Source organism: Alteromonas infernus (genome assembly GCF_902705815.1).
The window spans coordinates 15969-41296 of record NZ_CACSIG010000065.1 but is presented as its reverse complement, the minus strand read 5'-3'; the positions used below and the strand labels follow the sequence as shown (position 1 = coordinate 41296).

The following is a 25328-nucleotide window of genomic DNA, read 5'->3' as shown; positions in this document are numbered from 1 at the left end:
ACAAAAGTATAATTTTAAAATCATCTTGGTGGAAACATGAGAACACATAAAATCGCCACGCTAGCGTTAGCAGTTAGTGCAGCGTTCAGCTCTTCAGTTCTTGCACAAGAGGCCGCAACGACAGAAAAAAAAGAAAGCCTCACTTGAACAGATTACCGTTACTGCGCAAAAGCGTACACAATCAATTCAAGAAGTACCAATTTCTGTTGCGACATTAAGCGGAGAAAAATTCGAAAGCCTATTCTCAGGCGGTGAAGACATTCTAGCACTTGCAGTTCGTGTTCCGGGCCTTTACGCCGAATCATCAAATGGTCGTGTAGCACCACGCTTTTATATTCGTGGTCTTGGTAACACCGACTTCGACCTTGCCGCTTCTCAACCTGTTTCTATTATTATGGACGAAGTGGTAATGGAAAATGTTGTATTAAAAAGCTTCCCGCTTTTCGACGTACAGCAAGTAGAAGTACTTCGCGGTCCTCAAGGCACGCTATTCGGCCGCAACACTACCGCGGGTATTATCAAGTTCGACACCGTTAAACCTACACAAGATTTAGAAGGCTACGCAAAAGCTGGCTTTGGTTCTTACGGCACAATGAATTTTGAAGGCGCAATCAGCGGCGGCTTAACAGATGAGCTTTCAGCACGTCTTTCTCTATTATCACAAGAACGTGATGACTACATCGACAACGCATTCACAGGCGAAAACGATGCAATTGGCGGATACGACGAAAAAGCGTATCGACTACAGCTTCTTTGGGAACCATCAGCAGACTTTTCTGCCCTACTAAACGTACATGGTCGCGAGCTTGAGGGCACAGCGTCTATTTTCCGTGCAAACGTATTCGATAAGGGTAGTAACGAGCTTAACGCTAACTACGATCGCGAAACGGTATATTATGATGGTGATCTTCAAGGCGACGGCATCGATAATAACCCTCAAGAGTACGATGGTTTTGGTGCGTCACTAAAACTTGAGTACGACATGGATGAAGTAACATTTACGTCAATCTCTGCGCTTGAAACAGCTGACGGTTCAAGCCTTGGTGATGTTGATGGTGGTTTCAACCTTGCTGACGGCACATCAGGACCAGGCTTCATTCCTTTCTCAGCGGTTACTCAAGACAATCTTGACGATCTAGAGCAGTACACTCAGGAATTTAGACTTTCGAGCAACAGTCGTGATGCGCTGAACTGGCAAGTAGGTGCATTTTATTATGATGCCTCATTCAACGTAACCAGTATCGACGGTTACTTTGGCGCAACGACGGTTTTCCATGACAACCAAACATGGGCAGTATTTGGTCAAACGTCTTATCAAGTGAATGAGAAATTAAACGTTACCGGTGGAATTCGCTATACACATGACTCTAAGAGCTTGGTTGTTGGCGATCAAAACGTTGACGGCTTCGCACTGGTTACTGGAGATGCGCTGATTCAAGATTATGACGACATTGATGTAGATGATGGTCAAACTAGCTTTGAATTGAGTGCTAACTACCGTGTGACAGACGATATGTCACTATTTGCTCGCTATGCTAACGGTTTCCGAGCTCAAACGATTCAGGGTCGTGACGTTGCATTTGAAGGTGCACCTTCTGTAGCTGATGCAGAAACTATCAATTCGTTCGAAGTGGGTATTAAGTCTGACTTGTTCGACGACTCACTACGTCTTAACGCTGCAGCATTTTACTACACAGTGGATGATATGCAGTTCTCGGCGATTGGTGGCGGCAACAACTTTACAGCACTTGTAAATGCTGACAAAGGCGAAGCGTATGGTTTTGAAGTAGACGCACAATGGCTCGCGACTGATGAGCTAACCTTCACTGCAGGCTACAGCTACAACCACACTGAAATTAAAGACGACACGCTGACCGTTTCACCATGTGGTACTAACCCTGTTTTTGGTTCTACAGGTAACTGTACAGTGACTGATCCTCGTCCAGACGGTTTTGTTGCTTCAATCGACGGTAACCCGTTCCCACAAGCACCAGAGTCAATCTTTAACTTTACTGCGCGTTACACTATCCCCATGGGTGACGACGGTGAGTTCTTTGTGTTTACTGATTGGGCGTTCCAAGGTGAAACTAACATCTTCCTATACGAAGCTGTTGAATTTACTACTGAAGACAACTTCGAAGGCGGTCTACGCATTGGTTACGAAAACTTTGCGCATAACTACACAGTAGCGCTATTTGGTCGTAACATCACTGACGAAGATAACGTTAAAGGTGCTATCGACTTCAACAACCTAACGGGTATCGTAAACGAACCACGCGTTTGGGGTGTTGAGTTTAAGTACACGTATTACTAAGCGAAGATTAGTTAGCTACTTTCAATTTTTGTAGCTATTCAATTATTTAGTATAAAAGCAGAAGCGTTGAAAAACGTTTCTGCTTTTTTTATGCCATTCTACGCCGCCATATGAATATCTGAAGTAGGCGTTTGCACAAGCTGCTGTAGCTTTCGGCACACCTTTACCCAGCGCGCCACTTTTTGATAGTAAACCTGCTCTATCAACTGCCCTTTCTCATCAAACAAAAAGCTAGCAAGCTTTCCTTTATTTCCTGGCATATAAAAGTGATGTACCGTGAACTGGTGAGACAAGGGCGCATTTACGATTTTTTGATACATGCAGAACGGCAGTGTATTAGCTCGCTCATCGCCGCCAGTTAAACGACTACGGCGCTGAAACGTATCTGAACCTAAGTCAGCTAATATGCCGTGCTTTGTAATAAGTTGATCGACCGCTTTGATGCCTGTTTGCATAATCATCTCCAAAAAGGTGCCGACGCCGACACACCACAATAAGAGTCAAAATAAACCATACTGATATTTATACAGTATATGGTCATTTGATTAAAATGCAAACAAAAAAAGCCGCTTTAACAAGCGGCTTTCGTTTAGTGACGGGCGATTAGCATTATTCGAGGGCCGATTCTAAAAATGCCCACTGGTCAGCATAGCCTTCAATACGCATCCACGTTGGTGTACCAGCACCGTGGCCTGCACGGGTTTCAACACGAAGTAATACGGGGTTATCGCAGCCTTGATCGGCTTGAAGTTGTGCCGCAAATTTATAGCTATGCCAAGGAACTACGCGGTCATCGTGATCGCCAGTAGTAACCAAGGTTGCCGGATAACAGGTTCCAGGTTTTGTATTGTGAACAGGAGAATAAGCATACAAGGCTTCAAATTCGTCGTTGTTTTCACTCAAACCATAATCAGACGACCATGCGCGAGCATTAGCGCTTGGCGTGTGATAGCGAAGCATATCTAGTACCCCTACAGCCGGTAAGGCGGCAGCGAAAAGATCGGGGCGCTGCGTTAACGTTGCACCAACCAGCAAGCCACCGTTAGAGCCGCCTTGAATTCCCATTTTTTGAGGGTTGGTATAACCACTTTCTACTAGGTACTCCCCTGCAGCAATAAAATCATCAAACACGTTTTGCTTATTTAACTTAGTTCCCGCTTTGTGCCATTGCTGGCCATACTCACCACCTCCTCGCAAGTTAGCGATGGCAAGCACATTGCCTTGCTCAACCCATACCATTCTGGACACTGAGTAGCCGGGTTTTAGTGAAATATTAAAGCCACCGTAGCCATACAGTAAGGTTTTATTATTCCCATCAAGCTTTAATCCTTTCTTATGTACAATAAACATAGGCACTTTGGTGCCATCTTTACTGGTGTAAAAGACTTGCTTGGTTACATAGTCATCATAGTTAATGCCAGTATCTATGCGCTTAAATAATGTTGACTCACCGCTTTGAACATCATAAGCGTAAACTTGGCCAGGATTAGTGAAGCCCGTTAACTTGTAAAACGTCGTGTCGGCAGTTTCATCTCCATAAAAGCCGTTTACGCTGCCAATATCAGAAAACGAAATGTCATCAATTTGTTTGCCAGACAAGTCAAATACACTCACTTGCCCTTTTACATCTTTAAGGTACTGAGCGAATAACTTACCGCCTAATAGCGATACGCTATTTAAGGTATCTGACGTACTTTCAATAACAGTTTCGCTTGACTGAACGCCATTGTCGAACTCAACCTTTACAACCTTACCTGTTGGCGCATCGGCCGTTGATGTAAAGAAAAGCGAGTCTTCTTTTTCACCAATAAAATCGTAGCGACCATCCCACTTATCAAAGATTGGTATCAACTTACTGTTTTTTTCTTTTAGCGACTTAGCGTATACCCCATTGGCTTCATAGCCTTCAAATACCGAGATTAATAGTGTTTCACCGTCTTGAATAACCAGTGGGTATGGGTTCCAGGTAGGTTTGCCGTCAAATGAGAACACTTTTGTATCTTCATTTTGCGCTGTGCCTATTGCGTGAAAATAGATAGACACGGTTTGGCTATCGTCAAACTCACCTGCGTCATTTTCTGGGTAACGCGAATAGAAAAAACCACTTTCGTCAGGTAGCCACGCTACGTTTGAAAATTTAACCCCTTTAATAACATCGGTTAAATCTGATTTGTTGCTGGTTTCACGTATATGAATGGTTTTCCAGTCTGTACCACCGTCGGATAGCATGTATGCAAGATACGACGCTTTCGGGCTTAGTTCAGTTGACGCCATCGATACAGTGCCATCGTCACTTAGGGTGTTGGGGTCAATGAGCACTTCAGGCTTACCGTTTAGCCCATCAGCCATATAGAGGACATATTGGTTTTGCAATCCGTCGTTATACGTATAGAAGAGTTTGTCATTTACCATGTAGGGCGTTGAATACTTTTCATAATCCCACAATGCGGTTAAGCGCTCTTTGTACAACGCTTTAGAAGGTAGCTCAGCTAGATAAGGACGAGCAAGCTCGTTTTGGGCCTCAACCCACGCGTTTACCTCTTCACTTTCTTCTTCTAGCCAGCGATAAGGGTCGCTCACTGTAGTACCGTGATAATTGTCCTGCTGCGCGACGGTTTTTGTTTCTGGATAGCTAGACACTGTTGGCATCGCTGTATGTTGCATCTCGCTTTTCGCCGGCTCTGCATTGTTACTGTAGGACGTTGAACAAGCAAAGGTTACCCCTGCAGATGCTGCAACCACGGCTGCGTATATTAGTTTTTTCTTCATTTTTAGTCCTTATAAGAAAAATGCCGGTGTTACCCGGCATTCTCTACTTAGCTTTCTGTCGTAATTTGAGCCTGTTTTCTGCCTTTAAATACATTCTTAAGGTCGTTAAGAATGAGGTAAAGTGCTGGAACAAGTAGCAGCGTAATCACCGTGGCAAACAAAATACCAAAGGCCAGCGAGATTGCCATAGGGATCACAACTTGTGCTTGTAAACTGCGTTCGAAGACAATGGGCATCAACCCCATAAATGTTGTTAACGAGGTGAGAATAATCGCTCTGAAGCGCTGGGTGCCTGCGCTTATCGCCGCGTCCATTAGTGACATTCCTTCCTTGCGAGCGCGGTTTACAAAATCCACCATAATTAAGCTGTCATTCACTACAACGCCAGACAACGCGATAATTCCGCAAATAGACAATACACTGACTGCCATACCAAGCACTAAGTGACCGACAATGGCACCAACAATACCAAAGGGTATAACTGACATAATAATTAACGGCTGACTGTAGGATTTAAGCGGTATAGCTAGTAAGGCGTAAATAGCAAAAAGCGAAAACAATAATCCTTGCATTAAGCTAAACATTGCATCGGCCTGCTCTTTTGAATTCCCTTGTAGTTTGAATTCTACATTGGGATAGCGCGCTAATAGGTCTGGCATCAGATTATCAATAACGTCATTGGTTACCTCTGATGGGTCAAGTAACGCCTTATCGACTGCTCCTGATACTGTAACAGAACGCTTACCATCAACGCGGATAATCGAGTCGAAGCCTTGACCTACGGTAAACGTAGCGACCTGTTCGAAAGGGATCTCTTGGCCATTTGGCGCGCGAACTCGCATATTTTTAAGGTGTTCTACCGAGCTACGTTCGGCTTTGGGGTAACGTACCATCACCTTTATTTCTTCGTCATCGCGCTGAATTCGTTGTACTTCAGCACCATAAAAGCCAAATCGCACCTGTTGCCCTAAGTCCCGTAACGAAATTCCTAGCGCGTCGGCTTGCGGCTTAAGGGCAAGCTGAATTTCTTCACTGCCGCCAGAAAAGGTATCATTAATATCTGTAACCCCTTCGTAACCGTCAAGCGCCTCTTTTAACTCATCACTAATTGCCCGTAATGCCTTTATATCGCTAGAGCTAAATTCAAAACTTAGATCTGAGCCTCCACCAGGCCCACCCGGCGAACTGATATTAAAAGACTTCACCCCTGGAATTTCAGGTAACTCTTCACGCCACATATTCTGGATTTCAAAGTCGGTAAGCGTTCGCGTTTCGCCTTTGGTAAGCTCCGCGAATATCTCCCCCCCTAGATTACCGTTATCAAACGCAATGGCGTGTTTAATAACATTGTCGCCAGATTCTTGTGCAACTTTATCGTCCATGCGGTGCATGGCTTCACGTAACGTTGTTAACACGTTATCGCGTTGTTCTAGCGACGAGCCCGGCTCCAGTTCAAAGCTTGCAATCATAAAGTCGCTGGGAATATTCGGGAAAAATACGAATCGGACAATACCGCCACCAAATAAACCTACGGTTAATATCAGCATCGCCATGAAAACCGCAACCGTCGTATAACGATTGCGTACCGCTTTAGCGAGAAATGGGGCATATTTGTTATTAATAAAGGTTTTTATTCCTTCGCTGAAAAAGTCTCTAAACCGTTGAAATGCGTTTGCCTTTGCCGGGTCATATGGCTTTAGCTTCATATGTACAAGGTGAGCTGGCAAAATAAGCTTAGATTCTATGAGCGAGAAAATTAGGCAGACAATGACCACCATGCCTATGGTTTTCCAGATAATACCAAACGGCCCTGACACCATTAACATAGGAGAAAACGCCGCAATAGTGGTAAGTACACCGAAGGTTGCCGGCATTGCTACCTTTTTTACACCCGCAATAACGTTCTCAGCACTGTGGCCCTTCTTATCAATTTCGGAATAAGCCGACTCGCCCATAATGATGGCATCGTCAACGACTATCCCCAACACCAGAATAAAAGCGAATAAACTCAGCATATTTATAGATACGCCAATCATATCTAGCGGCATCACCAATAACGTGCCAAGGAAACATACCGGAAGACCAACGATTACCCAAAAGGCGAGTTTAATTTTCAAGAAAAGAGACAGCACTAAAAATACGAGTAGCGCACCAAAGAACATGTTTTCAAGCATCATATTTAGCCGGTCAGCCAAATAAAAGGAACTATCGCCCCACGTGTCAGCCGTTATATGCGCAGGAAACTCTGACTTTTGGCTGTCTATATAGTTGTTAACTTGCTCTGAAATTTCCAGCGCGTTTTGATCGCCCACCGCACGGACACGAAGGCTTACGGCGGGTTTATCATCAAATAACGCGTATTGGTTATTCTCGATAAAGCCGTCATTGATATAGGCCACATCTCCCAGCGTAACGCGGGTGCCGTTTGCATTGGTCAATAAGATAATTTGCGAGAAGTCCCAGCCCGTGTAGGCCTGCCCTTTCGTTCTCAGTAAGATATCGCCATTTTCCGTGCGAATTGAACCACCAGGTAAGTCAACACTGGTTTGGCTTAAACGCGATACCACTTCAGCAAATGTAAGGTTGTATTTCTGCAAATCGACTTCAGACAATTCGACCGAGATTTCATAATCTCGCGCCCCCACTACTTGCACGCTTGAAATGCCGGGTAAGTTCGCAATGTCGTCACGTAAATCTTTGGCAAACTCTTTCAGTTCCCGCTCTGAAGCATCGCCATATACTGAAAGCCAAATAACATCCTGCTGTATTTTTTGACGGTAAATGACCGGTTTCTCAGTATCAGCGGGAAAACTGGGAATGGCATCCACTTGCACTTTTACTTCATCAAGAAGCGAGTCAACGTCGTAGTCTTCTTCTACTTGAATACTCACCGTGCCCATACCCTCAACGGCAGTGGCGTTTAGCTGCTTGATACCTTCTAAGTCTTTTATCGCTTCTTCAATTTTTAATATCACGCCCTCTTCTACTTCCTGAGGCGCAGCACCTAAATAAGGTACTCTTACATTTATGACGTCTATATCGAAGCTGGGAAAGACTTGCTTTTGAATGCTGAATGCGCCGAATAAGCCACCGACTATTAACAGCCACATAAGCAAGTTTGCCGCAACACTATTTCGAGCAAACCAAGCTATCAAGCCTTTTTGCGTATCTATCCGGCTCATTAGCGGCCTCCTTCGGAGGTATTGCTTTCCACTTTCTCGCTTTCGTCAGTACTGGAAGATTGTGCATCTGCCTGCGCTTCATCTGACAGCACCGGCTCATCGCCAGGCAGTCTTACCTTCATGCCGTTGTAGGGGTTTGGCACTGCGCTCTTAACCACTAGCGTACCTTCTTCAATACCTGAACGAATAAACACTTCTTTCGCCGTGGTACGCGCCACTTCAACCGGTTTAATTTCAATTTCGCGATTGTCATTTACGGTAAGAACGGTGTTGTCTAAGCGCAAAATGCTTCGGGGTAATACAAGCAACTGCTCATTTTGACGTGACGTGATCTCTGCTTCAACAAATTGACCGAAACGCAGAGGTGCTTTATGAGACGCTTTGAAGTTATACGGGTCTTGAACTTCGACAATGGCATATACCACTCGACTACCCGTGTCTAAAATGCCTTCTGAGCGCACAAGTTGACCTTGCCACGTGCGTTTAACACCGCCCACAGAAGCCGTAAGCGAAACAGGCACGCCTTCACTCGATTGCCCGGCAATATTGATGAACATCAAATCACTATCGGTGATGGGCAATCTTACTTCCGCCGTATCCGTTGAATAAACGGTACCAAGCACAGAGCCCATTGCCACGAACTGACCAAGATCGATATTACGCTCTACCACAATGCCATTATAAGGCGCCGTGATTTTAGTTCTTTCTAAGTTACGTTTTGCGCGCTCAAGTTTTGCTTCTGCCGCTTTTACATTAGCCTGCTCTTTAGCCAACTGAGGCTTTCTTAACCCTAATTCTGGCGGCGCCACACTGCTTACAGAGCGCCATTCTTGTTCAGCAACTTTACCCCGTGCGATTTCTTCTTGAAGCGCCGCCTGTGCCTGCGCTAATTCAGCTTCTGCTAATTTAAGGTCGGTGCGATAGTCGTCCTGCTCTAGGGTTGCTAGCACGTCACCTTTTTTAAACGTTCCCCCAGCAATAAACACGTCAGATAAACTCACTACCTGCCCGCTCACCTGTGCACTTAAAGACGTCTTGTTGCGCGGTACCACATTACCTTGCGATTTAACGATGAAGCTTACCTGCTCTGAGTTAACGGCTTCGGCGTCAACAAGAAACGCAGGAACGTCTACGGGGACTTGCTCAGGCGGTTTACGCGATTTGATCATAACAGCGGCGGCGATAAACGCGATTAACACGATGAAAAGTGGCAATCCACTTTTCATTAACATGGAGTTTTTCATTTACTATCCCTAGGAACGAAAGGAAACCAGCATGGCATTAGTCATCACAAACCGTTCGTAAGCAGACATAATTACCAAGCCGTCACCCGACGACTTTCTATTATTATTGTTTCAACACTAGTGTACTGACTTATTAGTGCGTATGCCCACTTAACATTGTTAGATTTTGTGTCTATTTATTGTTTTTTAAGTGAACGCTTTAATCAGTAGTCCTAATATAAAAAATTATCGAAAGAATACAAAGTAAGATTGATAATTATCATTTTTTCGTTGATTATTTAAGCACTCATTGGTTATGAGTTGACCGGTGGCTTTAATTTTAACCTCGTCTAACAACTAGAGGGAGGCACTGGAACAATTTCGCTACGTTGAAGGGAAAACAGATTATGAGCCTTAAGAAACAATACCTTAAATCAAAACCTCTGTGCAAAGTGACATTTCGACTAAACGCGGAAGCAGCGCAAGATGCAAAAGAAGCGGCGCTTTGCGGAGACTTTACCGACTGGAAAGCCCAGCCACTAACAATGAAGAAACTAAAGAGCGGCGACTTTACTTTGACCGTTAATTTAGAAAAAGATCATGAATATCAATTTCGTTACCTTATTGACGGTGAAAAATGGGAAAACGACTGGGAGGCCGATGCTTATATGCCATCTCCAGTAAGTATTGAAGACAACTCGGTAGTTCGCGTATAGCGTCGCCCATGCGGGAAAAACGCCCAAAAAAAAGGCTGCAAAAATGCAGCCTCATATTGTTACAATAAAAGTAGCTTAAAGAGAGCTTTCAAGCTCTGGAAGCACTTCAAACAAATCACCGACTAAGCCGTAGTCTGCAACTTGGAAAATGGGTGCTTCTTCGTCTTTGTTGATAGCAACGATAACTTTAGAGTCTTTCATACCTGCAAGGTGCTGGATAGCGCCTGAGATACCTACCGCAATATAAAGCTGTGGCGCAACAATCTTACCTGTTTGGCCTACTTGCATATCGTTAGGAACGAATCCAGCATCTACCGCAGCACGCGATGCACCAATAGCAGCACCTAGTTTGTCTGCAATACCTTCAAGAAGTTTGAAGTTGTCGCCGTTTTGCATACCACGACCACCAGAAATCACTACTTCTGCTGCTGTGAGTTCAGGGCGCTCTGACTCAGTCAGTTCTGCTGAAACAAAATCAGACTTTTCGCTGCTTTTAACCACATCAATCGCGGTTACTTCAGCGCTGGCGCCCGTTGCAGCTGCATCAAACGAAGCAGCGCGAACCGTAATGACTTTTTTCGCATCAGATGATTGAACAGTTGCGATAGCGTTACCCGCATAAATTGGGCGCACAAAAGTGTCTTCGCTTTCAACACCAATAATGTCTGAGATTTGCGCTACGTCTAATAATGCCGCTACGCGAGGCATAAAGTTTTTACCCGTAGTTGTAGCAGCAGCCACAACATGGCTGTAATCACCTGCCAGTTCAAGAACTAAGTCAGCCGTATTTTCTGCTAACTGGTGCTTGTACGCTGCGTTGTCAGCAACCAATACTTTTGCAACGCCGTCAATCTGGGCTGCGGCTTCAGCAACCGCTTGGCAACCTTCACCTGCAACTAGTACATGGATATCACCACCCATTTTCTGTGCGGCATTAACAAGCTTATGCGTTTCAGTCTTTAAGCTTGCGTTGTCGTGTTCTGCATATACGAGTACGCTCATGAGATCACCTTTGCTTCATTTTTTAACTTTTCTACCAGTTCAGCAACGTCTGCTACCTTAATACCACCCTCGCGCTGTGGTGGAGGCGTGACTTTCAGCACTTTCACGTTGGATTCTAGTGCTACACCAAAGTCAGCTGCCGCTTTTACGTCAAGAGGCTTGCGTTTCGCTTTCATGATATTCGGTAGAGATGCATAACGAGGCTCGTTTAAGCGAAGGTCTGTAGTTACCACAGCAGGAAGCGAAAGCGCTACTGTTTGAAGGCCGCCGTCGATTTCACGGGTTACATTTACTTTTTCACCGTCTACAACCACTTCAGAAGCGAAGGTGCCCTGAGGCATGCCTGTTAATGCGGCAAGCATCTGGCCCGTTTGGTTGTTATCAGAGTCAATGCTCTGCTTTCCAAGAATAACCAGTTGAGGTTGCTCTTCTTCAACGACTTTAGATAGAAGCTTAGCCACTTGAAGTGAATCAAGATTTTGGTCGGTATCGATTTGGATACCGCGATCAGCGCCTAGGGCAAGCGCTGTACGTATTTGTTCTTGGCAGCTTTTATCACCAATTGAAACAACAACGATTTCAGTGGCCACGCCTTTTTCTTTTAAGCGAACGGCTTCTTCAACCGCAATTTCACAGAAAGGGTTAATGGCCATTTTTGCGTTTGTAAGATCTACGCCTGATTCATCGGCCTTCACTCTTACCTTAACGTTGTAGTCGATCGCGCGTTTGACCGGTACGAGTATTTTCATATTTACCTCAATTGTTGAGTTCGTCGGTGTCTATTACGTTTCACTAATAATTAACTATTAATAATTAAAAACGTATTACTTCACCACGCTTTTTGAAACTTTAACAATGTGCTCTACGTTAATAAAAACACTGTGGAACGTACGTTTTTCAAAGGCTAACCTTAAAACGTCGTTAACACCACGTTTACGAGCAGTTATAATGCACTGCCAGTTAACGTTAACGTAAACTGCTTTGCAATGTACTTACTGTTGACGTAAACGTCAACCTGCATTACCTTGCAAAACGACAATTAATTTACATGTTTTTGACACAAAGCATTATTTGTTTCATCAATAGTGCATTATAAAAATACAAACATAAGGAGCCTCCCGTGGAACGAGAATCGATGGAGTTTGATGTAGTCATCGTCGGTGCCGGCCCAGCTGGATTATCAACGGCTTGTAAGCTTATGCAGCTTGCAAATGAAAAAGACCAAGAGCTAATGGTTTGTGTGGTCGAAAAAGGCTCCGAGGTGGGTGCACATATTCTTTCTGGCGCCGTATTTGAACCTCGCGCGCTAAATGAACTTTTTCCTGATTGGAAAGAGAAAGGCGCCCCATTAAATACGCCGGTAACTGAAGACCACATCTATTTACTTAACGATGAAGCATCGGCCAAAAAATTACCAAATGGCATCACGCCTAAAACTATGCACAACGACGGTAACTACATTGTTTCAATGGGTAACGTATGCCGTTGGTTAGCAGACCAAGCCGAACAACTTGGTGTTGAAGTGTTCCCAGGCTTTGCTGCATCTGACGTTATCTATAATGAAGACGGCAGCGTAGGCGGTGTACTAACCGGCGATATGGGTGTTGGCGAAGATGGGGAGCCCAAAGACGGCTACATGCCGGGCATGGAGCTTCGCGCTAAATACACGGTATTTGCAGAAGGCTGTCGCGGTCATTTGGGCAAAGAGCTAATTTCTCATTTCAAACTAGATGAAGACAGTTCACCACAGCACTATGCAATCGGCTTTAAAGAGATTTGGGATATCGACCCCGCAAAACACCAGCCGGGCTTAGTGGTTCACAGTGCGGGCTGGCCACTTGATGACGCCACGGGCGGTAGCTACCTATATCATGCCGAAGACAACCAGGTGTTCGTTGGCTTAATCGTTGACCTTAATTACGACAACCCATATTTGAGCCCCTTTGATGAATTCCAACGCTTGAAGCACCACCCAGTATTCAAGCAATATTTAGAAGGCGGTAAACGGGTTTCTTATGGTGCTAGAGCGATAGCTAAAGGCGGGTTTAACTCGTTACCTAAAATGACCTTCCCAGGCGGTCTTTTAGTAGGTTGTGATGCAGGCACATTAAATTTTGCCAAAATTAAAGGCAACCATACCGCGATGAAATCAGGCATGCTGGCAGCAGAAAGTATTTTTAAAGCAATTACAGAAAATGCAGAAGCGCCAGTTAAAGAATTAACCAGCTTTACAGACAAATTTAAATCGTCTTGGTTATATGATGAATTATTCCGTTCACGTAACTTTGGCCCAGCTATTCACAAGTTAGGTAATTTCTGGGGCGGCGCTTTTAATACATTAGAGCAAAATGTCTTTAACGGTAATATGTTTTTTACTATGAAAGACGAGCACAAAGACTATGCTCAGCTTAAAGAAGCAAAAGATGCGCAAGAGATCAGCTACCCAAAACCAGATGGCGTGCTGAGCTTTGATAAGCTGTCATCGGTATTTTTATCTAATACCAATCATGAAGAAGATCAGCCCTGTCATTTAAAGCTGAAAGATCCTTCTATTCCTATTCAGGTTAATTTGCCTAAGTTCGCTGAGCCTGCTCAGCGCTACTGCCCTGCTGGGGTTTACGAGGTAATTGAGGAAGAAGGTGAAAAGCGTTTTCAAATTAACGCGCAAAACTGTGTGCACTGTAAAACCTGTGATATTAAAGATCCGAGTCAAAATATTAAATGGGTTGTACCAGAAGGTGCAGGCGGTCCGAATTATCCAAACATGTAAATTAACGCCTTAACTAGTTATTTAACGGATATTTTTTAAAAGCGAGCGTAGCTCGCTTTTTTTTTTTGTGCTACTTTTAATTATCATCTAGTGGAAATTAAGTACAACGTATTAAGGTTAATTAATGAGCGAATTTTTAGATATTTTAACCCATGGAAGACGTTTACAAGGTGCTGTTAAGGAATTAAGCATAGAAGAACTTGAACAAGTTCAGGAAAAACTTAGCGGTATAATTGAAAAAAGAAAAGAAAAACTACTAGAGCAAGAAAAGCTTAAAAAAGAGAAATTAGAAAAGCTTGCTGCAATTAAAAAGCAAATGGAAGAAGCAGGTCTTAACGTAGAAGATTTGCAGGCGTTAAATACAGACGTGAATAAAAAAGTAGGTAAAAAGCGCCCTGTTAAATATAAGCTTGTGGATGAGACAGGCGAAGAACATCTGTGGACAGGTATTGGCCGCATGCCTCGTGTTTATAGAGAAGCGCTGGATAGCGGTAAGTCTCTTGACGATTACGCCATTAGTTAATTTATTTATTCAGCACGTAAATAAGGTCTGTTTTTACAGGCCTTATTTTGTTTTTATGACGAGGTCAGTATCTTATAGTCAATAATTCATGGGTAAGTTAATTGTGAAGTTAAATTATAAACTTTCAAAGTGTGATGCCTCATCGCCATGGCTAATTCTAATCCACGGGCTATTCGGCAATGCCGACAATTTGGCTGGGATAAAACGTCATTTTGAATCAAGTTTTAATATTGTAAGTGTAGACCTCCCCGACCATGGCGAGTCTCCATGGACCAATGGTTTTTTAGTGTCAGACGCCGCCGATGCTATTTACGATATTATGCAGTCGCTAAATATTGAAAAAAGTGCTGTATTAGGGCATTCCCTTGGCGGAAAAGTGGCGATGAAATTAGCGTTAAACCACAATGATAAAGTAACGCATTTAATTGTCGCTGATATTGCCCCTGTGAGTTACAACCACAGCCATCAGGCCGTATTTGATGGCTTGAAATCCGTTCCACTAGATACCATTGAGAGTAGGAAGGACGCTGACAAAATCATGTCTGCCCACGTTAAAGAAATGGGGGTTCGGCAATTTCTTCTAAAAAGTTTGTATCAAGACGAGAATGGTAGCTGGAAGTGGCGATTTAACGTAGACGGCCTTATTAGCAGTTATTCGCACATTATTGATTGGGAACAAACAACGCAGACGTTTAATGGCGTAACCTTATTTATCAAGGGCAGCGAGTCTGACTATATCACGGCAGAGTATCGCGATGCGATAACCCGCTATTTCCCAAGTGCTAAAGCACATATTATTGAAGGCACGGGTCATTGGCTTCATGCAGAAAAACCGGCGGCATTTAATGCCATTGTAGAAAGAACGCTCAACAAATCGTCTTAAAGAAGGGTTTTCATCATCATTTAAGATGAGAATGACTATTATTACATATTTTTGAACGTTTTAGGCTCTTACAGGCGTATATACTATGATATAGTTGCGCCAGAAATTTTTAAGTAACAACACTATGCTTGCAGAAAATTACGAACTCATTGAGTCCATTATGCTGTATGGCGGCTTGTCTATTCTTTTTGGATTGATGGGTTTTGCTGTACACGATGTATTACGTAAGAACGATGTTCCTCTTATTGGAAGAGTGGTAACGTACGGTGTGCTAGGTTTAGGCGCATTGGGATTTCTTGCGAAAGGCATTATTGAATGGTTTTGGCTAAGCACAGGCGTTTAATTAGTAACGATTAATAGAGGTTAGATATGGCAAGCGTTGGCCTATTTTTCGGAAGTGACACGGGTAACACCGAACATGTTGCGAAAATGATCCAGAAGGAATTGGGTAAACAGCTAATTGATGTAAAAGATATTGCTAAGAGCAGTAAAGAAGACATCGCTGAGTTTGATTTGCTTATCTTCGGTATCCCTACGTGGTACTACGGTGAAGCACAGTGTGACTGGGATGACTTTTTCCCTGAGCTAGAGCAGCTAGACTTTAATGATAAGCTTGTGGCTATCTTCGGCTGCGGCGACCAAGAAGACTATGCGGAATACTTCTTAGACGCGATGGGCATGGTACGCGATATCGTAGAAGCCAAAGGCGCAATCTTGGTAGGCCAATGGTCTACTGAAGGCTATGATTTCGAAGCATCTAAAGGTATGGCTGACGACAATCATTTCGTGGGCCTGGGTATTGACGAAGACCGTCAACCAGAACTAACCGAATCTCGCGTTAAAGATTGGTGTAAACAGATTCACGACGAACTTTGTTTGGCCGAGCTTGCGTAATCGCTCGACCCGTTAACACCTTCAAAAAACCGCTCAATTGAGCGGTTTTTTATGGGCAATTCAATGCGCATTACTTTTCAAGCTTGCTGTTACGTAAGACAGCCTCGGCTTTGAAAACCCTGTAGCCCGGCTTGCTATAAGTGAAACCGTTCTACCGCCTTTCTCAAACTTTCTGTTTGGGCATCTAGCATCATGGTTGATTCATTAGACTGCCTAGTGCTTTGCGCACTTGAATCGGCAAGCGCTACAATGCGGTTCAAGCTATTAGCCACTTCGCCGAGCAGTACATCCTGTTGCTCAGTATCGGCTACAATATGCTCATTTATGTCACTTAAACGCTCAATAATTTCACGAATACTTTCTACTTGCTGTGAAACCTGTTGCGTTATTTGCACACCCTCTTGCGCTTGCTCACGCCCAGCATTTATAGCTTTGACAGCCTCAGCCGCATCTTTTTGCAAGTTTCCAATCATTTGCTCAATCTCTTCGGTAGAGTCGTGCGTGCGGTTTGCTAAGGTGCGTACTTCATCTGCGACTACCGCAAAGCCCCTCCCCTGCTCACCGGCCCGCGCTGCTTCTATCGCTGCATTTAATGCCAACAAGTTGGTTTGCTCTGCGATGGTTTTAATCACATCCAAAATGCTACCAATACTTCGCGAGTTATCATCTAATCGCCCGATAATTTGTGCTGACGATTCCGCTTGTTCAGCTTGATTTCCTACTTGCTGACGGTTTCTCTCAACTAATTGCCCGATGTCTGTACTTTGATGAGTAATATCCCGTAGCGCCTCCATGGCGTCATTAATTTGAGCCAAATTACTTCGGCTTTTATCTTGGACATTTTTCGTATTGGTTGAGGTCACAGTGACTTGCTCGCGCTGCTTATCTACTTCCGACAAGCTCTTGTTACCAAGCTCTACGCTTTCTTTCGTAATTTCAATTAACCGCTTCTCTTGCTCTAAAATATTGCCAACAAGCTCTCTTAAGCTTTCTGTTAAGCTATTTACCTTTGCAGATAGCGCTGAAAATTCGTCATTGCCCTCTTGCGGCAGTGTGGTGCTCAAATCCCCTTTGCTAAGCTGACTTAACCCCTTGTTGATCCGACCAAGTGGTTTCGAAATGCTTCGGGTTACAATAACGGCTAAGAAAATAGCCGCGGTTAACCCCAGCGCCGCCACAATAATGTTTCGAACTAAGTTTGCCTGGACTGACTCAAGAATTGCGTTTTGCCCTTCAAGCGACTGAGTCTGCACCGAATCAAACAAGGTGTTAATGTCTGTTAATGCTGTTTGTAATGCTTCTTTCGCACGCTTTTGTGCCTGCGTCGCTTTTTCAACCTCTGCGAGCTTTTGCAGCTGCAGAGCAATAAGGCCATTTGCGCCCTTCACCGCATCGATAAGTAAATTATATTGTTCGTTGAACGCATCAATTGTACCGCCATCATCAATACCTGTGGCAAGCCTGTTCACGTAGTCTTTATCTACTTGAAGGTTACTTAACTGATATTCTAAATCTTCAATAATATTGGCGCTTTGCTCTGCGTTATGTGTCTCGGCTAACTCGATGAATGAATCGTTCATTGTTAGAAGTTTATTGTCGATAGCAGTACCCGCCCCGATGAGTGTTTCAATACTGGGGTCGCTGCTTTCTAGGTAAGAGAGATCCAGCATTAATGCACTGGCCTCATCGGCTGTCATTAGTACTTTTTCCAGTTGACCAGCAAGGGCTTTTTCAATGTTCATTCGCTCGTTGATGGCGTCATACATTTGGTTACTACTACTTACGTAGGCCAAGCTTACTTCCACCGCGTTCGTCGCTACCGCATTTTTCGGCATAAGTGATTTTAGGCGCGAGAGATCATCGGAAAACGCCGATGATAAAGTATCAAATGTCGATTTATTCGCTGATAGCTCAGCAATATCTTCAACGTGATAACCGTTAGCTGTTATTACAGATAGCGACAAGATTTCGGTTTTAACCTTGACCATGCTGGTTTGCACCGGCATTTTCTGCTCTACAACATCCAGCGCAGAATCCTTAATGCCGCTAAGACCGAAATAGGAAAGAATACTAGTGAGTAACAGTAAGCAGCCGAATAGACCAAAGCCAAGCGTAATTTTATTTATAATTGTTAACTGCATGGGCACTTCCATTAAAACTACATGCCAAAAAATAAAAGGTTTATTACTACCTCTTTAAGTTTAGTTTAACAGGATGTTAATTCAATGCATTAAAACTTTTATTTATTTTACTTATTTAGCTGAATTATCTTGCACTTACATTCTGGTCAGGCCAGATGCGTTAAGGGGTGCACCTCATGCCCTAAATTTCAATTCAAAGGCCAATGGGTAATTTTTCAGCGAGAAAACAAAGTTTCCACGGTTTTACTTTTAAATTGTTTCAACTTACCTATAATAACCCCCAAATACTTATTCACTCGTTCTTAGTAGGTTGTAATGGATCAAAATAAAGAATTGAAAAAAGCAGGGCTTAAAGTCACTCTGCCTCGCCTTAAAATTTTACAAATTCTGCAAGAGCCAGAAAACCAACATATCAGCGCTGAAGATGTCTATAAGATCCTAATTGAACAGGGTGAAGAGATAGGTCTTGCGACCGTTTACCGCGTATTAAACCAATTTGATGATGCAGGTATTCTTAACCGCCACCACTTTGAAGGTGGAAAGTCAGTATTTGAAATCAGTCATAAAGATCACCACGACCACCTTGTATGCCTTAAGTGTGGTAAAGTGATCGAATTTGAAGACGAGATTATCGAAGAACGTCAAGAGATGATTGCTAAAAAGCACAAGATGAAACTTACCCATCACAGCCTTTATCTATATGGTGAATGTACAGACGGCAACTGTGACAACATGCCTGAATAGACATTATAGCTACTGTGCTAAAGCCCGCATTATCACGCGGGCTTTTTTGTAGGTATTAAGCGTTAAACTTATAGGCATGGTATGCTTTGATCGCCTGCTCCCAAACGTCGCCCACTTCCCCAGTTCCAATAGCTTTTCCATCAACCTCTATTACCGGCGCGACTTCTTTACTCGACGAAGTAAGCCACACTTCATCGGCCTCAAGAAGCGCTTCTTTACTAAACAAAGCCTCGGTGACAATTAAGCCTGCTTGTTTGAATGCTTCAATAGCGATAGCTCGCGTAATACCGGGCAATAACTCGTGATTTAACGGCGGTGTGGTAATGTTGCCATCTTTCACCATAAATACATTGCACGAACTAGCTTCCGTTATCATGCCTTCATTATTGAACAAAATAGTTTCATTTACCCCTGCATCAACCCCAGCTTGAAAGTGCATAACGTTGCCTAGTAAAGAGGTAGACTTGATGTGGCAGCGTTGCCAACGTTTATCTTGTTGCAGTGCCACTTTAAACGGTTTTACGTCAGCTTTCGCTAAAGGTTGCGGCGGGGCTATTTCAAAGGCAAAACCAAATACGGTAGGCGGTATGTCTTTCGGATAAGCATGGAAGCGCTTTGAGTCTGTCCCGCGGCTTACATGAAAATAAATGCCTATATTGCCACTGTCTATAAACGATGCATTTTTCTCTACTAAATTAGATAAAATTTCATGCCACTGGCTTGCCGTATAAGGGTTTGTGATTGCAATAGCTTCAAGGCCTTGAGCCATTCTTGAGGTGTGCCCTGTAAAACCTACCGGGTGTCCCGCGTAGGTGGGGATAACTTCGTAAATACCATCACCGAAAAGAAACCCTCTATCCATTGGAGAAATTTTTGCCTCATCAAGAGGCATATACTCGCCGTTTAAAAACGCAATTGTCACAATATTTCTCCTTCTAAGCGCCGGCGCCGACTAGTCATCAAAAGCCAATCAGCCCGCGCTTCTTCTTCGTTCTGAAACGTAAAATTAACTTTTTCGCCAGGCACCGCTTGTGCCAAGCGACTGATAGCACAGGGGCTAACACAACCCAGCTTAGGGTATCCGCCGAGCGTTTGCCGATCGCACATCATAACAATAGGTTGACCATCGCCCGGAACTTGAATCGCGCCCAAATGTATAGCTTCTGAGCGCATCCGCACCATATCTGATGCAACGCTTTCGCCTGTCAGTCTAAACCCCATACGATCTATCGATGTAGACACTGTATAAGTGCTCGTTTCAAAGGCGCGCACAGCAACCCGACTGAAACTTGAATACTGATAGCCTGGCACAACCCGAATAGACTCAACAAACCCGTAATCCTCTCGATACTGCTGGGGTAATACTCTTAGCTCTGGCTTCTCTTTCGGCTTAGTATTCGCGCTTATTTTAAAACAATCCCCTTTAACCAAGGCACTGCCTTTGCCGTCTAGACCACCTAGTTTCTCACGTACAACAGTGCACGCGCTGCCCACCACTTTCGGTACTTGCCAGTTCCCACATATCGCCAGGTAGGTTTTGCTTCCTAACAACTTACTGCCAAAACGGATATGTGAGCCAGCCTCAACAGCATAGGTTTGGTAAACTTCTGCCGACTCTCCGTTTATTAAAAGCGAAGGCTCTCGGCCCGTCACTGCAATGACACAGTCTTGGTCAACCTGCAATTCCATTTCGCCAATCGCTTCGATACAAGGCGTACCGTCTAAATTAAAGGCTAAAAAATTAGCCCAATGATAAGCTTGGCTATCCATGGGTCCAGACTCACAAAAACCGTCCCGCTGCCGCCCTACTCTGCCGCTATCAACAATAAGGCTGAACATTCCTTTGTCGAGTACTTCAACTTTCATAGTGCGACCTGTATTCCTGCTCTGTAATGGATACAAATTTAACGATATCACCTGCTTTTAACCGAGACTCGCTATGCTCTTCACTGTGCAAAAGCATGTCAAACGACGTGATCCCTAATAAATTCCAGCCACCCGGCGATTCGCTAGGGTAAACCGCGGTTTGCCTGTCTGCGATAGCTACTGCGCCCTTAGGCACGCGCTTACGCGGTGTACCTAACCGAGCACAGTTCATTGCTTCGGGAATGTCTCCCATGTAGGCAAAGCCTGGCGCGAAGCCCACCGCGTACACCTTGTAAGTTACGCTCGTGTGCAGTTCAATAATCTCATCGATAGAAAGCGACGTCTTCTTACTCACCACGCTTAAGTCACTCGCATGTGGCGCGCCGTACCAAACGGGTATTTCGATCACGGCGCTTGTACCCTCTACAGAGTTAACTGAATTAGCCCCCTTGCTTTGCGCGAACTCGCTTGTGTCTGAAAGCGCATGCAGGGCTTGATATACACCATGGCTATCAATGAGTGCCATATCGAAAACGACAAGCAGGCTGTCGTAGGAAGGCACGCATTCTTTTAACCACGACCACTGATTGCGTTGCGCATCTATGGCTGCGAGCATGTGGTGACACGCATTATTTGCCTCATCTAGGTTTACGCCGTCAAAATACACGATTATGGCATCGGCGCCAGCCGTTACTAATCGCTTGATACGACCGAAAGCTTGCATCTGCTGTCCTTGATACTGTTATTATTCTTAATAAATGTGTTTTTTATGAGGCAAGTTTATAGAAAACTTCTGATCCTTTGCGCAATACTTACAGCACCTTGCGTGTCACCATGAACACATAGTGAGTCGGCTTCGACGGTTAACGTTTTTCCAGAAGCGGTAGTCACCGTGCCTGATTCAATTAGCTGCTCTGCTTGCATTAGCGCGTCGTCTTCGTCTAATACAGCACCTTCGATACCGCGAGATTGAAGCAACCCCTCATCGGTGTAGCGCCTGTCAGAAAATGCTTCAAAATACAGGGGCAATTCCCACCCTTTTGCCTCTTCTTTAAGCGCGGCATTTTGTGCAGTGGCTTGGACCATTAAGGTTAATGGCGCACCAGTCGATGACGCATTAATTTCAGCAATGCTCTGCATAACTGTAAGCCTTACTTCTGCGCTTTTCATCATATCATTGTATAGCGCACCGTGAGGTTTAACATAAGTAACGTTCACGCCATAAAGTGCAGCCATGCCTGATAACGCGCTAACCTGATACTGTAGCATTGCATTAAGTTCATCGGATGCTATGGCCATGCTTCGCCGGCCAAAGCCCTGTAAATCTGGATACGATGGGTGAGCGCCTACTGCTACCCCGTGTGTTTTTGCAAGAAATAGTGCCTGTTTCATCACTAGCGGATCGCCAGCGTGAAAACCGCACGCAATGTTTGCTTGGTCAATTTCCGCCATAATGGCTGATTCCACCGGCATAGACCACGCGCCAAAACTCTCACCTAAATCGCAATTTAACTTCATAATGGTTTTGCTCTTACCTTCATTCCAGTATCATGTTACCTGTTCTTTTTAAAAAGTCAGTGCTGATGATAAATATTGGAAAAATTAATACACTACGCGTGGTAGCCCAATACCCTTTTGGCTACGCGTTAGCGCCACTTGTCGAAAAAACCGATGATGGTGACGGCGTAATAGAAATAGATGATGCTGATGAACAGCAAACCGTCACTCTCGCTATCGATGAAGTAGAGGCATCGCTTGCTGAAGACCAAGAGGTTGAGGTATTTGTTGCTACTGATCAGCGCGGCGACCTCTATGCAACCATGAAGAAGCCGCTTATTCAAGTTGGCGAAACAAAAGTGCTAAAAGCGGTATCAGCGACCAACTTTGGGGCGTTCTTCGAGTGGGGTTTAGATAATGACTTACTTGTCCCTAACGACTACCAAGCGCAGCCGGTTAACCCCGGTATGTATTATGTGGTTCACACGTTTTTCGATGACAAGACCCAACGCATTTTAGGTGCAACTAAACTTCACTATTTCTTAAAAGAAGGCAGTGCCTATTTAAGTGAAGGCGATACGGTTGAGTGCTTGGTATACGCTAAGACCGATTTAGGCTTTAAAGTGGTAATTAATGAAAAAAGCCTAGGGCTTATTTTCCATAGCGATGCCTTTAAGCCGCTTAAAGTAGGGCAAGCCACTGAAGGTGTGATTAAAACCATTCGTGAAGATGGCAAGGTTGATGTCGCGCTGCAGCGTGTTGATAAAGGCGGCCGCGACGCCCTTCAACAAGCAATACTCGATGATCTAGAAGCCCACGGCGGCATTTCAACGTTAACCGATAAAAGTGCGCCGGATGCCATCTATTCACATTTCAATGTGAGTAAAGCGGCCTACAAAAAGGCACTGGGCGCCCTGTACAAGCAAAAGAAAATCACGCTTAGCCCTGACGCTGTTCGCCTTATCAAATAATCGCAATGTTTACTGCTGTACTTTTCCTTAAGTGCAGCCACCTTTTTTAATCATTAAAACGCTAGGACATAAAATGAAAGCTCGTGTTTCTTGGGATAAAGACCTGACATTTACCGGTACAACTGACAGCGGCTATAAAACCGTAATGGATGGAAGCGGTAATGCTGTATCGCCTATGGAATCAGTACTTTTGGCTGTGGGTGCATGTTCAAGTATTGACGTGGTAGATATCCTTAAGAAAGGCCGTTTTTCTATTGAAGCGTGTAATTGTGAAATGGAAGCTGAGCGTGCTGAGGAACCCCCTCGCGTGTTTACAAAAATTCACGCCCATTACACAGTGTCAGGCGAAGGTATTAGCGAAAAAGCACTCGCTCGCGCTGTACAACTTTCGGCTGAAAAATATTGTTCAGTAATGCTTATGCTGACGGGTAATGTAGACATCACCACCAGCTATACTTTGGTTTAATAAACTATAGTGCAATACACCGCTTATTAGCGGTTCTGGCTAAGCATTAGTATAAAAACGCTAACCCTATCGGTTAGCTTTTTTCGTTTGTGCGTCTCAAATCATGCTACCCTGTTGAAATCATTGAAATTTAACATTGTGTAACATCATTGGCATGCTAGATGCTGTATACGGTCATTATTATATAACGACATTAACGTTAAGGTTATTGACCATGGAAACAGCAACGCGCAGCACCGCTTTATTATCGCTTAATTCACTTTCTCACTTCGCCCCTTCTTCATTTAAACGCCTATTAGGCTGCAGTATTGTTGTGTTGTCTTTAGCGACAACCGCATGCTCTGACGCCGACGCCATAGACGCGAATGCAGAGTCTGCAACGGTTGAAGAGACGGTTTTTGCCATACCCGTTGAAACGCAAACGATTATTACAGGGGATATCACCTCTACCTACGACACAACAGCGATACTAGAGGCGCGAGAAGAAGCGTTTGTGGTCGCCCGGGCCTCTGGCATTATTGAAGAGATATTTGTTGAAGAAGGCGACTATGTCGAAAAAGGGCAAGTACTTGCACAACTCGACAAACGCCGCTACGAATTAAACCTCTCCAAAGCACAGGCCGATTTAAAGGGTATTGAAAGCGAGCTTGAAAAGGTCAATAAAGTTTATTCTCAAAAGCTGATAAGCGATGACACCTACGACAAGCTTACCTCGCAGTTTGAGTCGGCAAAGGCCTCAGTTCGTTTGGCTGAACTAGACTTAAAAGAAGCAACGATTACGGCACCTATCGATGGATATATTGCAGAAAGAAACGCCAAGGTAGGTAACTTAACTGAGTCTTTCCAACGGGAAAGGATGTTTCATATCGTTCAGCAGCGAAACCTTCAAGGCATTGTGTACTTACCCGAAAATGAGCTACCTAACGTGGTGATTGGGCAAGGTGCGACGCTGACTATTGCTGCATTAAGCGATAGAAGCATTAGTGCAAACGTGGAGCGAATAAGCCCCGTAATTGATGCCACCACAGGTACATTTAAAGTCACCCTTAAAGTGCCCAACCAAGACAACATGCTTAAAGCAGGCATGTTTACCGATGTATCTCTTGAATATGCTACTCATGCTAACGCCACACTGCTTCCTCGTAGAGCCCTTGTCACTATCGACAACAATCACAGCGTATTCGTTGTAGATAACGGCAAAGTGAAAAAAGTAGATATTTCTACCGGCTTTGAAAATAACGAGATGATTGAAGTGATAAATGGCCTAACTGGAAGCGAAGAAGTGGTCACTGCAGGTCACCAAAATTTAAAAGACAGCGCCCCTGTTGAAGTTGTAAACAGCTAATTCGGCCAATCAAGGATTTAGA

At 44.2% G+C, this 25328-nt stretch carries 21 protein-coding genes and 1 pseudogene; 11 read left to right on the top strand and 11 right to left on the bottom strand.

All coding sequences use genetic code 11. From position 1 onward, the window contains the following. Positions 1–36: 36 nt before the first annotated feature. Positions 37–2314 (top strand): annotated as a pseudogene (locus tag ACX5J7_RS15945) (TonB-dependent receptor). Between the two features lie 98 nt (positions 2315–2412). Here the strand turns inward: ACX5J7_RS15945 and ACX5J7_RS15940 are convergent. From ACX5J7_RS15940 to ACX5J7_RS15925, 4 genes are all read right to left on the bottom strand, one after another. Beyond that, complete coding sequence (locus ACX5J7_RS15940; protein ID WP_015067377.1) at positions 2413–2769, bottom strand: hypothetical protein; 357 nt, start codon at positions 2767–2769, stop codon at positions 2413–2415. 154 nt (positions 2770–2923) lie between these two features. Next, positions 2924–5083 (bottom strand): prolyl oligopeptidase family serine peptidase, encoded by a 2160-nt coding sequence (locus tag ACX5J7_RS15935; protein ID WP_287150005.1) that lies wholly within the window; start codon positions 5081–5083, stop codon positions 2924–2926. Positions 5084–5130: 47 nt separating this feature from the next. Next, positions 5131–8265, bottom strand: a complete 3135-nt coding sequence (locus tag ACX5J7_RS15930) for an efflux RND transporter permease subunit (protein ID WP_015067379.1) — start codon at positions 8263–8265, stop codon at positions 5131–5133. Continuing rightward, positions 8265–9509: an efflux RND transporter periplasmic adaptor subunit gene (locus tag ACX5J7_RS15925; RefSeq protein WP_020743743.1), complete on the bottom strand. Its 1245-nt coding sequence runs from the start codon at positions 9507–9509 to the stop codon at positions 8265–8267. Before ACX5J7_RS15925 ends, ACX5J7_RS15930 begins: the two co-directional genes overlap by 1 nt. A 386-nt stretch (positions 9510–9895) precedes the next feature. On the opposite strand from ACX5J7_RS15925, the gene ACX5J7_RS15920 reads away from it, so the two are divergent. Next, the gene (locus ACX5J7_RS15920; protein ID WP_012519179.1) at positions 9896–10204 is read left to right on the top strand and encodes an isoamylase early set domain-containing protein; all 309 of its coding nucleotides are present in this window, start codon (positions 9896–9898) and stop codon (positions 10202–10204) included. A 75-nt stretch (positions 10205–10279) separates the two neighbouring features. On the opposite strand, the gene ACX5J7_RS15915 is transcribed toward ACX5J7_RS15920, so the two are convergent. Together ACX5J7_RS15915 and ACX5J7_RS15910 are read right to left on the bottom strand one after the other, a co-directional pair. Continuing rightward, positions 10280–11206 (bottom strand): electron transfer flavoprotein subunit alpha/FixB family protein, encoded by a 927-nt coding sequence (locus ACX5J7_RS15915; protein ID WP_485165306.1) that lies wholly within the window; start codon positions 11204–11206, stop codon positions 10280–10282. After that, on the bottom strand, positions 11203–11955 hold the full coding sequence (locus ACX5J7_RS15910; RefSeq protein WP_012519181.1) for an electron transfer flavoprotein subunit beta/FixA family protein: 753 nt from the start codon (positions 11953–11955) through the stop codon (positions 11203–11205). Before ACX5J7_RS15910 ends, ACX5J7_RS15915 begins: the two co-directional genes overlap by 4 nt. Before the next feature lie 371 nt (positions 11956–12326). Between ACX5J7_RS15910 and ACX5J7_RS15905 the strand changes: the two genes are divergently transcribed. The 5 genes from ACX5J7_RS15905 (at position 12327) to fldA (ending at position 16276) form a co-directional block, all read left to right on the top strand. Further along, positions 12327–13976, top strand: a complete 1650-nt coding sequence (locus ACX5J7_RS15905; RefSeq protein WP_020743745.1) for an electron transfer flavoprotein-ubiquinone oxidoreductase — start codon at positions 12327–12329, stop codon at positions 13974–13976. A 124-nt stretch (positions 13977–14100) separates the two neighbouring features. Further along, positions 14101–14499: an H-NS histone family protein gene (locus ACX5J7_RS15900; RefSeq protein WP_015067381.1), complete on the top strand. Its 399-nt coding sequence runs from the start codon at positions 14101–14103 to the stop codon at positions 14497–14499. Between the two features lie 103 nt (positions 14500–14602). Next, positions 14603–15382, top strand: coding sequence for an alpha/beta fold hydrolase (locus ACX5J7_RS15895; protein ID WP_052326591.1), 780 nt, complete (start codon positions 14603–14605; stop codon positions 15380–15382). A gap of 124 nt (positions 15383–15506) precedes the next feature. Beyond that, positions 15507–15725, top strand: a complete 219-nt coding sequence (locus tag ACX5J7_RS15890) for a DUF2788 domain-containing protein (protein ID WP_012519093.1) — start codon at positions 15507–15509, stop codon at positions 15723–15725. Between the two features lie 26 nt (positions 15726–15751). Then, entirely contained in the window at positions 15752–16276 is a 525-nt protein-coding gene (gene fldA, locus ACX5J7_RS15885; protein WP_012519094.1) for a flavodoxin FldA, read from the top strand. A 134-nt stretch (positions 16277–16410) separates the two neighbouring features. Here the strand turns inward: fldA and ACX5J7_RS15880 are convergent, their stop codons facing one another. Then, on the bottom strand, positions 16411–18417 hold the full coding sequence (locus ACX5J7_RS15880) for a methyl-accepting chemotaxis protein (RefSeq protein WP_012519095.1): 2007 nt from the start codon (positions 18415–18417) through the stop codon (positions 16411–16413). Between the two features lie 315 nt (positions 18418–18732). On the opposite strand from ACX5J7_RS15880, the gene fur reads away from it, so the two are divergent. Further along, positions 18733–19161 (top strand): ferric iron uptake transcriptional regulator, encoded by a 429-nt coding sequence (fur, locus tag ACX5J7_RS15875; protein WP_020743748.1) that lies wholly within the window; start codon positions 18733–18735, stop codon positions 19159–19161. Between the two features lie 55 nt (positions 19162–19216). Here the strand turns inward: fur and ACX5J7_RS15870 are convergent, their stop codons facing one another. Genes ACX5J7_RS15870 through ACX5J7_RS15855 form a run of 4 tightly spaced genes read right to left on the bottom strand, consistent with a single transcriptional unit; the run spans position 19217 to position 22545 of the window. Further along, positions 19217–20083 (bottom strand): D-amino acid aminotransferase, encoded by an 867-nt coding sequence (locus ACX5J7_RS15870; protein ID WP_498707495.1) that lies wholly within the window; start codon positions 20081–20083, stop codon positions 19217–19219. Continuing rightward, a complete protein-coding gene (locus ACX5J7_RS15865; RefSeq protein WP_498707493.1) occupies positions 20080–21027 on the bottom strand; it encodes a 5-oxoprolinase subunit C family protein in 948 nt (315 codons plus the stop codon). Before ACX5J7_RS15865 ends, ACX5J7_RS15870 begins: the two co-directional genes overlap by 4 nt. Further along, positions 21017–21751, bottom strand: a complete 735-nt coding sequence (gene pxpB / locus ACX5J7_RS15860) for a 5-oxoprolinase subunit PxpB (RefSeq protein ID WP_012519099.1) — start codon at positions 21749–21751, stop codon at positions 21017–21019. Before pxpB ends, ACX5J7_RS15865 begins: the two co-directional genes overlap by 11 nt. Before the next feature lie 56 nt (positions 21752–21807). Next, complete coding sequence (locus ACX5J7_RS15855; RefSeq protein ID WP_498707492.1) at positions 21808–22545, bottom strand: 5-oxoprolinase subunit PxpA; 738 nt, start codon at positions 22543–22545, stop codon at positions 21808–21810. A gap of 65 nt (positions 22546–22610) precedes the next feature. On the opposite strand from ACX5J7_RS15855, the gene ACX5J7_RS15850 reads away from it, so the two are divergent. The 3 genes from ACX5J7_RS15850 to ACX5J7_RS15840 all read left to right on the top strand — a co-directional run bounded on the left by ACX5J7_RS15850 (position 22611) and on the right by ACX5J7_RS15840 (position 25306). Then, on the top strand, positions 22611–23495 hold the full coding sequence (locus ACX5J7_RS15850) for a CvfB family protein (RefSeq protein ID WP_071951702.1): 885 nt from the start codon (positions 22611–22613) through the stop codon (positions 23493–23495). A gap of 73 nt (positions 23496–23568) precedes the next feature. Further along, positions 23569–23961 (top strand): OsmC family protein, encoded by a 393-nt coding sequence (locus tag ACX5J7_RS15845; RefSeq protein WP_020743751.1) that lies wholly within the window; start codon positions 23569–23571, stop codon positions 23959–23961. A 214-nt stretch (positions 23962–24175) separates the two neighbouring features. After that, a complete protein-coding gene (locus ACX5J7_RS15840; RefSeq protein ID WP_012519103.1) occupies positions 24176–25306 on the top strand; it encodes an efflux RND transporter periplasmic adaptor subunit in 1131 nt (376 codons plus the stop codon). The last annotated feature ends 22 nt before the right edge of the window (positions 25307–25328 follow it).

Excerpts from the sequence above, each read along its gene's own strand:
- ACX5J7_RS15940 (WP_015067377.1), bottom strand. The coding sequence starts at position 2,769 with ATGCAAACAGGCATCAAAGCGGTCGATCAACTTATTACAAAGCACGGC.
- ACX5J7_RS15935 (WP_287150005.1), bottom strand. The coding sequence starts at position 5,083 with ATGAAGAAAAAACTAATATACGCAGCCGTGGTTGCAGCATCTGCAGGG.
- ACX5J7_RS15930 (WP_015067379.1), bottom strand. The coding sequence starts at position 8,265 with ATGAGCCGGATAGATACGCAAAAAGGCTTGATAGCTTGGTTTGCTCGA.
- ACX5J7_RS15925 (WP_020743743.1), bottom strand. The coding sequence starts at position 9,509 with ATGAAAAACTCCATGTTAATGAAAAGTGGATTGCCACTTTTCATCGTG.
- ACX5J7_RS15920 (WP_012519179.1), top strand. The coding sequence starts at position 9,896 with ATGAGCCTTAAGAAACAATACCTTAAATCAAAACCTCTGTGCAAAGTG.
- ACX5J7_RS15915 (WP_485165306.1), bottom strand. The coding sequence starts at position 11,206 with ATGAGCGTACTCGTATATGCAGAACACGACAACGCAAGCTTAAAGACT.
- ACX5J7_RS15910 (WP_012519181.1), bottom strand. The coding sequence starts at position 11,955 with ATGAAAATACTCGTACCGGTCAAACGCGCGATCGACTACAACGTTAAG.
- ACX5J7_RS15900 (WP_015067381.1), top strand. The coding sequence starts at position 14,101 with ATGAGCGAATTTTTAGATATTTTAACCCATGGAAGACGTTTACAAGGT.
- ACX5J7_RS15890 (WP_012519093.1), top strand. The coding sequence starts at position 15,507 with ATGCTTGCAGAAAATTACGAACTCATTGAGTCCATTATGCTGTATGGC.
- fldA (WP_012519094.1), top strand. The coding sequence starts at position 15,752 with ATGGCAAGCGTTGGCCTATTTTTCGGAAGTGACACGGGTAACACCGAA.
- ACX5J7_RS15880 (WP_012519095.1), bottom strand. The coding sequence starts at position 18,417 with ATGCAGTTAACAATTATAAATAAAATTACGCTTGGCTTTGGTCTATTC.
- fur (WP_020743748.1), top strand. The coding sequence starts at position 18,733 with ATGGATCAAAATAAAGAATTGAAAAAAGCAGGGCTTAAAGTCACTCTG.
- ACX5J7_RS15865 (WP_498707493.1), bottom strand. The coding sequence starts at position 21,027 with ATGAAAGTTGAAGTACTCGACAAAGGAATGTTCAGCCTTATTGTTGAT.
- pxpB (WP_012519099.1), bottom strand. The coding sequence starts at position 21,751 with ATGCAAGCTTTCGGTCGTATCAAGCGATTAGTAACGGCTGGCGCCGAT.
- ACX5J7_RS15855 (WP_498707492.1), bottom strand. The coding sequence starts at position 22,545 with ATGAAGTTAAATTGCGATTTAGGTGAGAGTTTTGGCGCGTGGTCTATG.
- ACX5J7_RS15850 (WP_071951702.1), top strand. The coding sequence starts at position 22,611 with ATGATAAATATTGGAAAAATTAATACACTACGCGTGGTAGCCCAATAC.
- ACX5J7_RS15845 (WP_020743751.1), top strand. The coding sequence starts at position 23,569 with ATGAAAGCTCGTGTTTCTTGGGATAAAGACCTGACATTTACCGGTACA.
- ACX5J7_RS15840 (WP_012519103.1), top strand. The coding sequence starts at position 24,176 with ATGGAAACAGCAACGCGCAGCACCGCTTTATTATCGCTTAATTCACTT.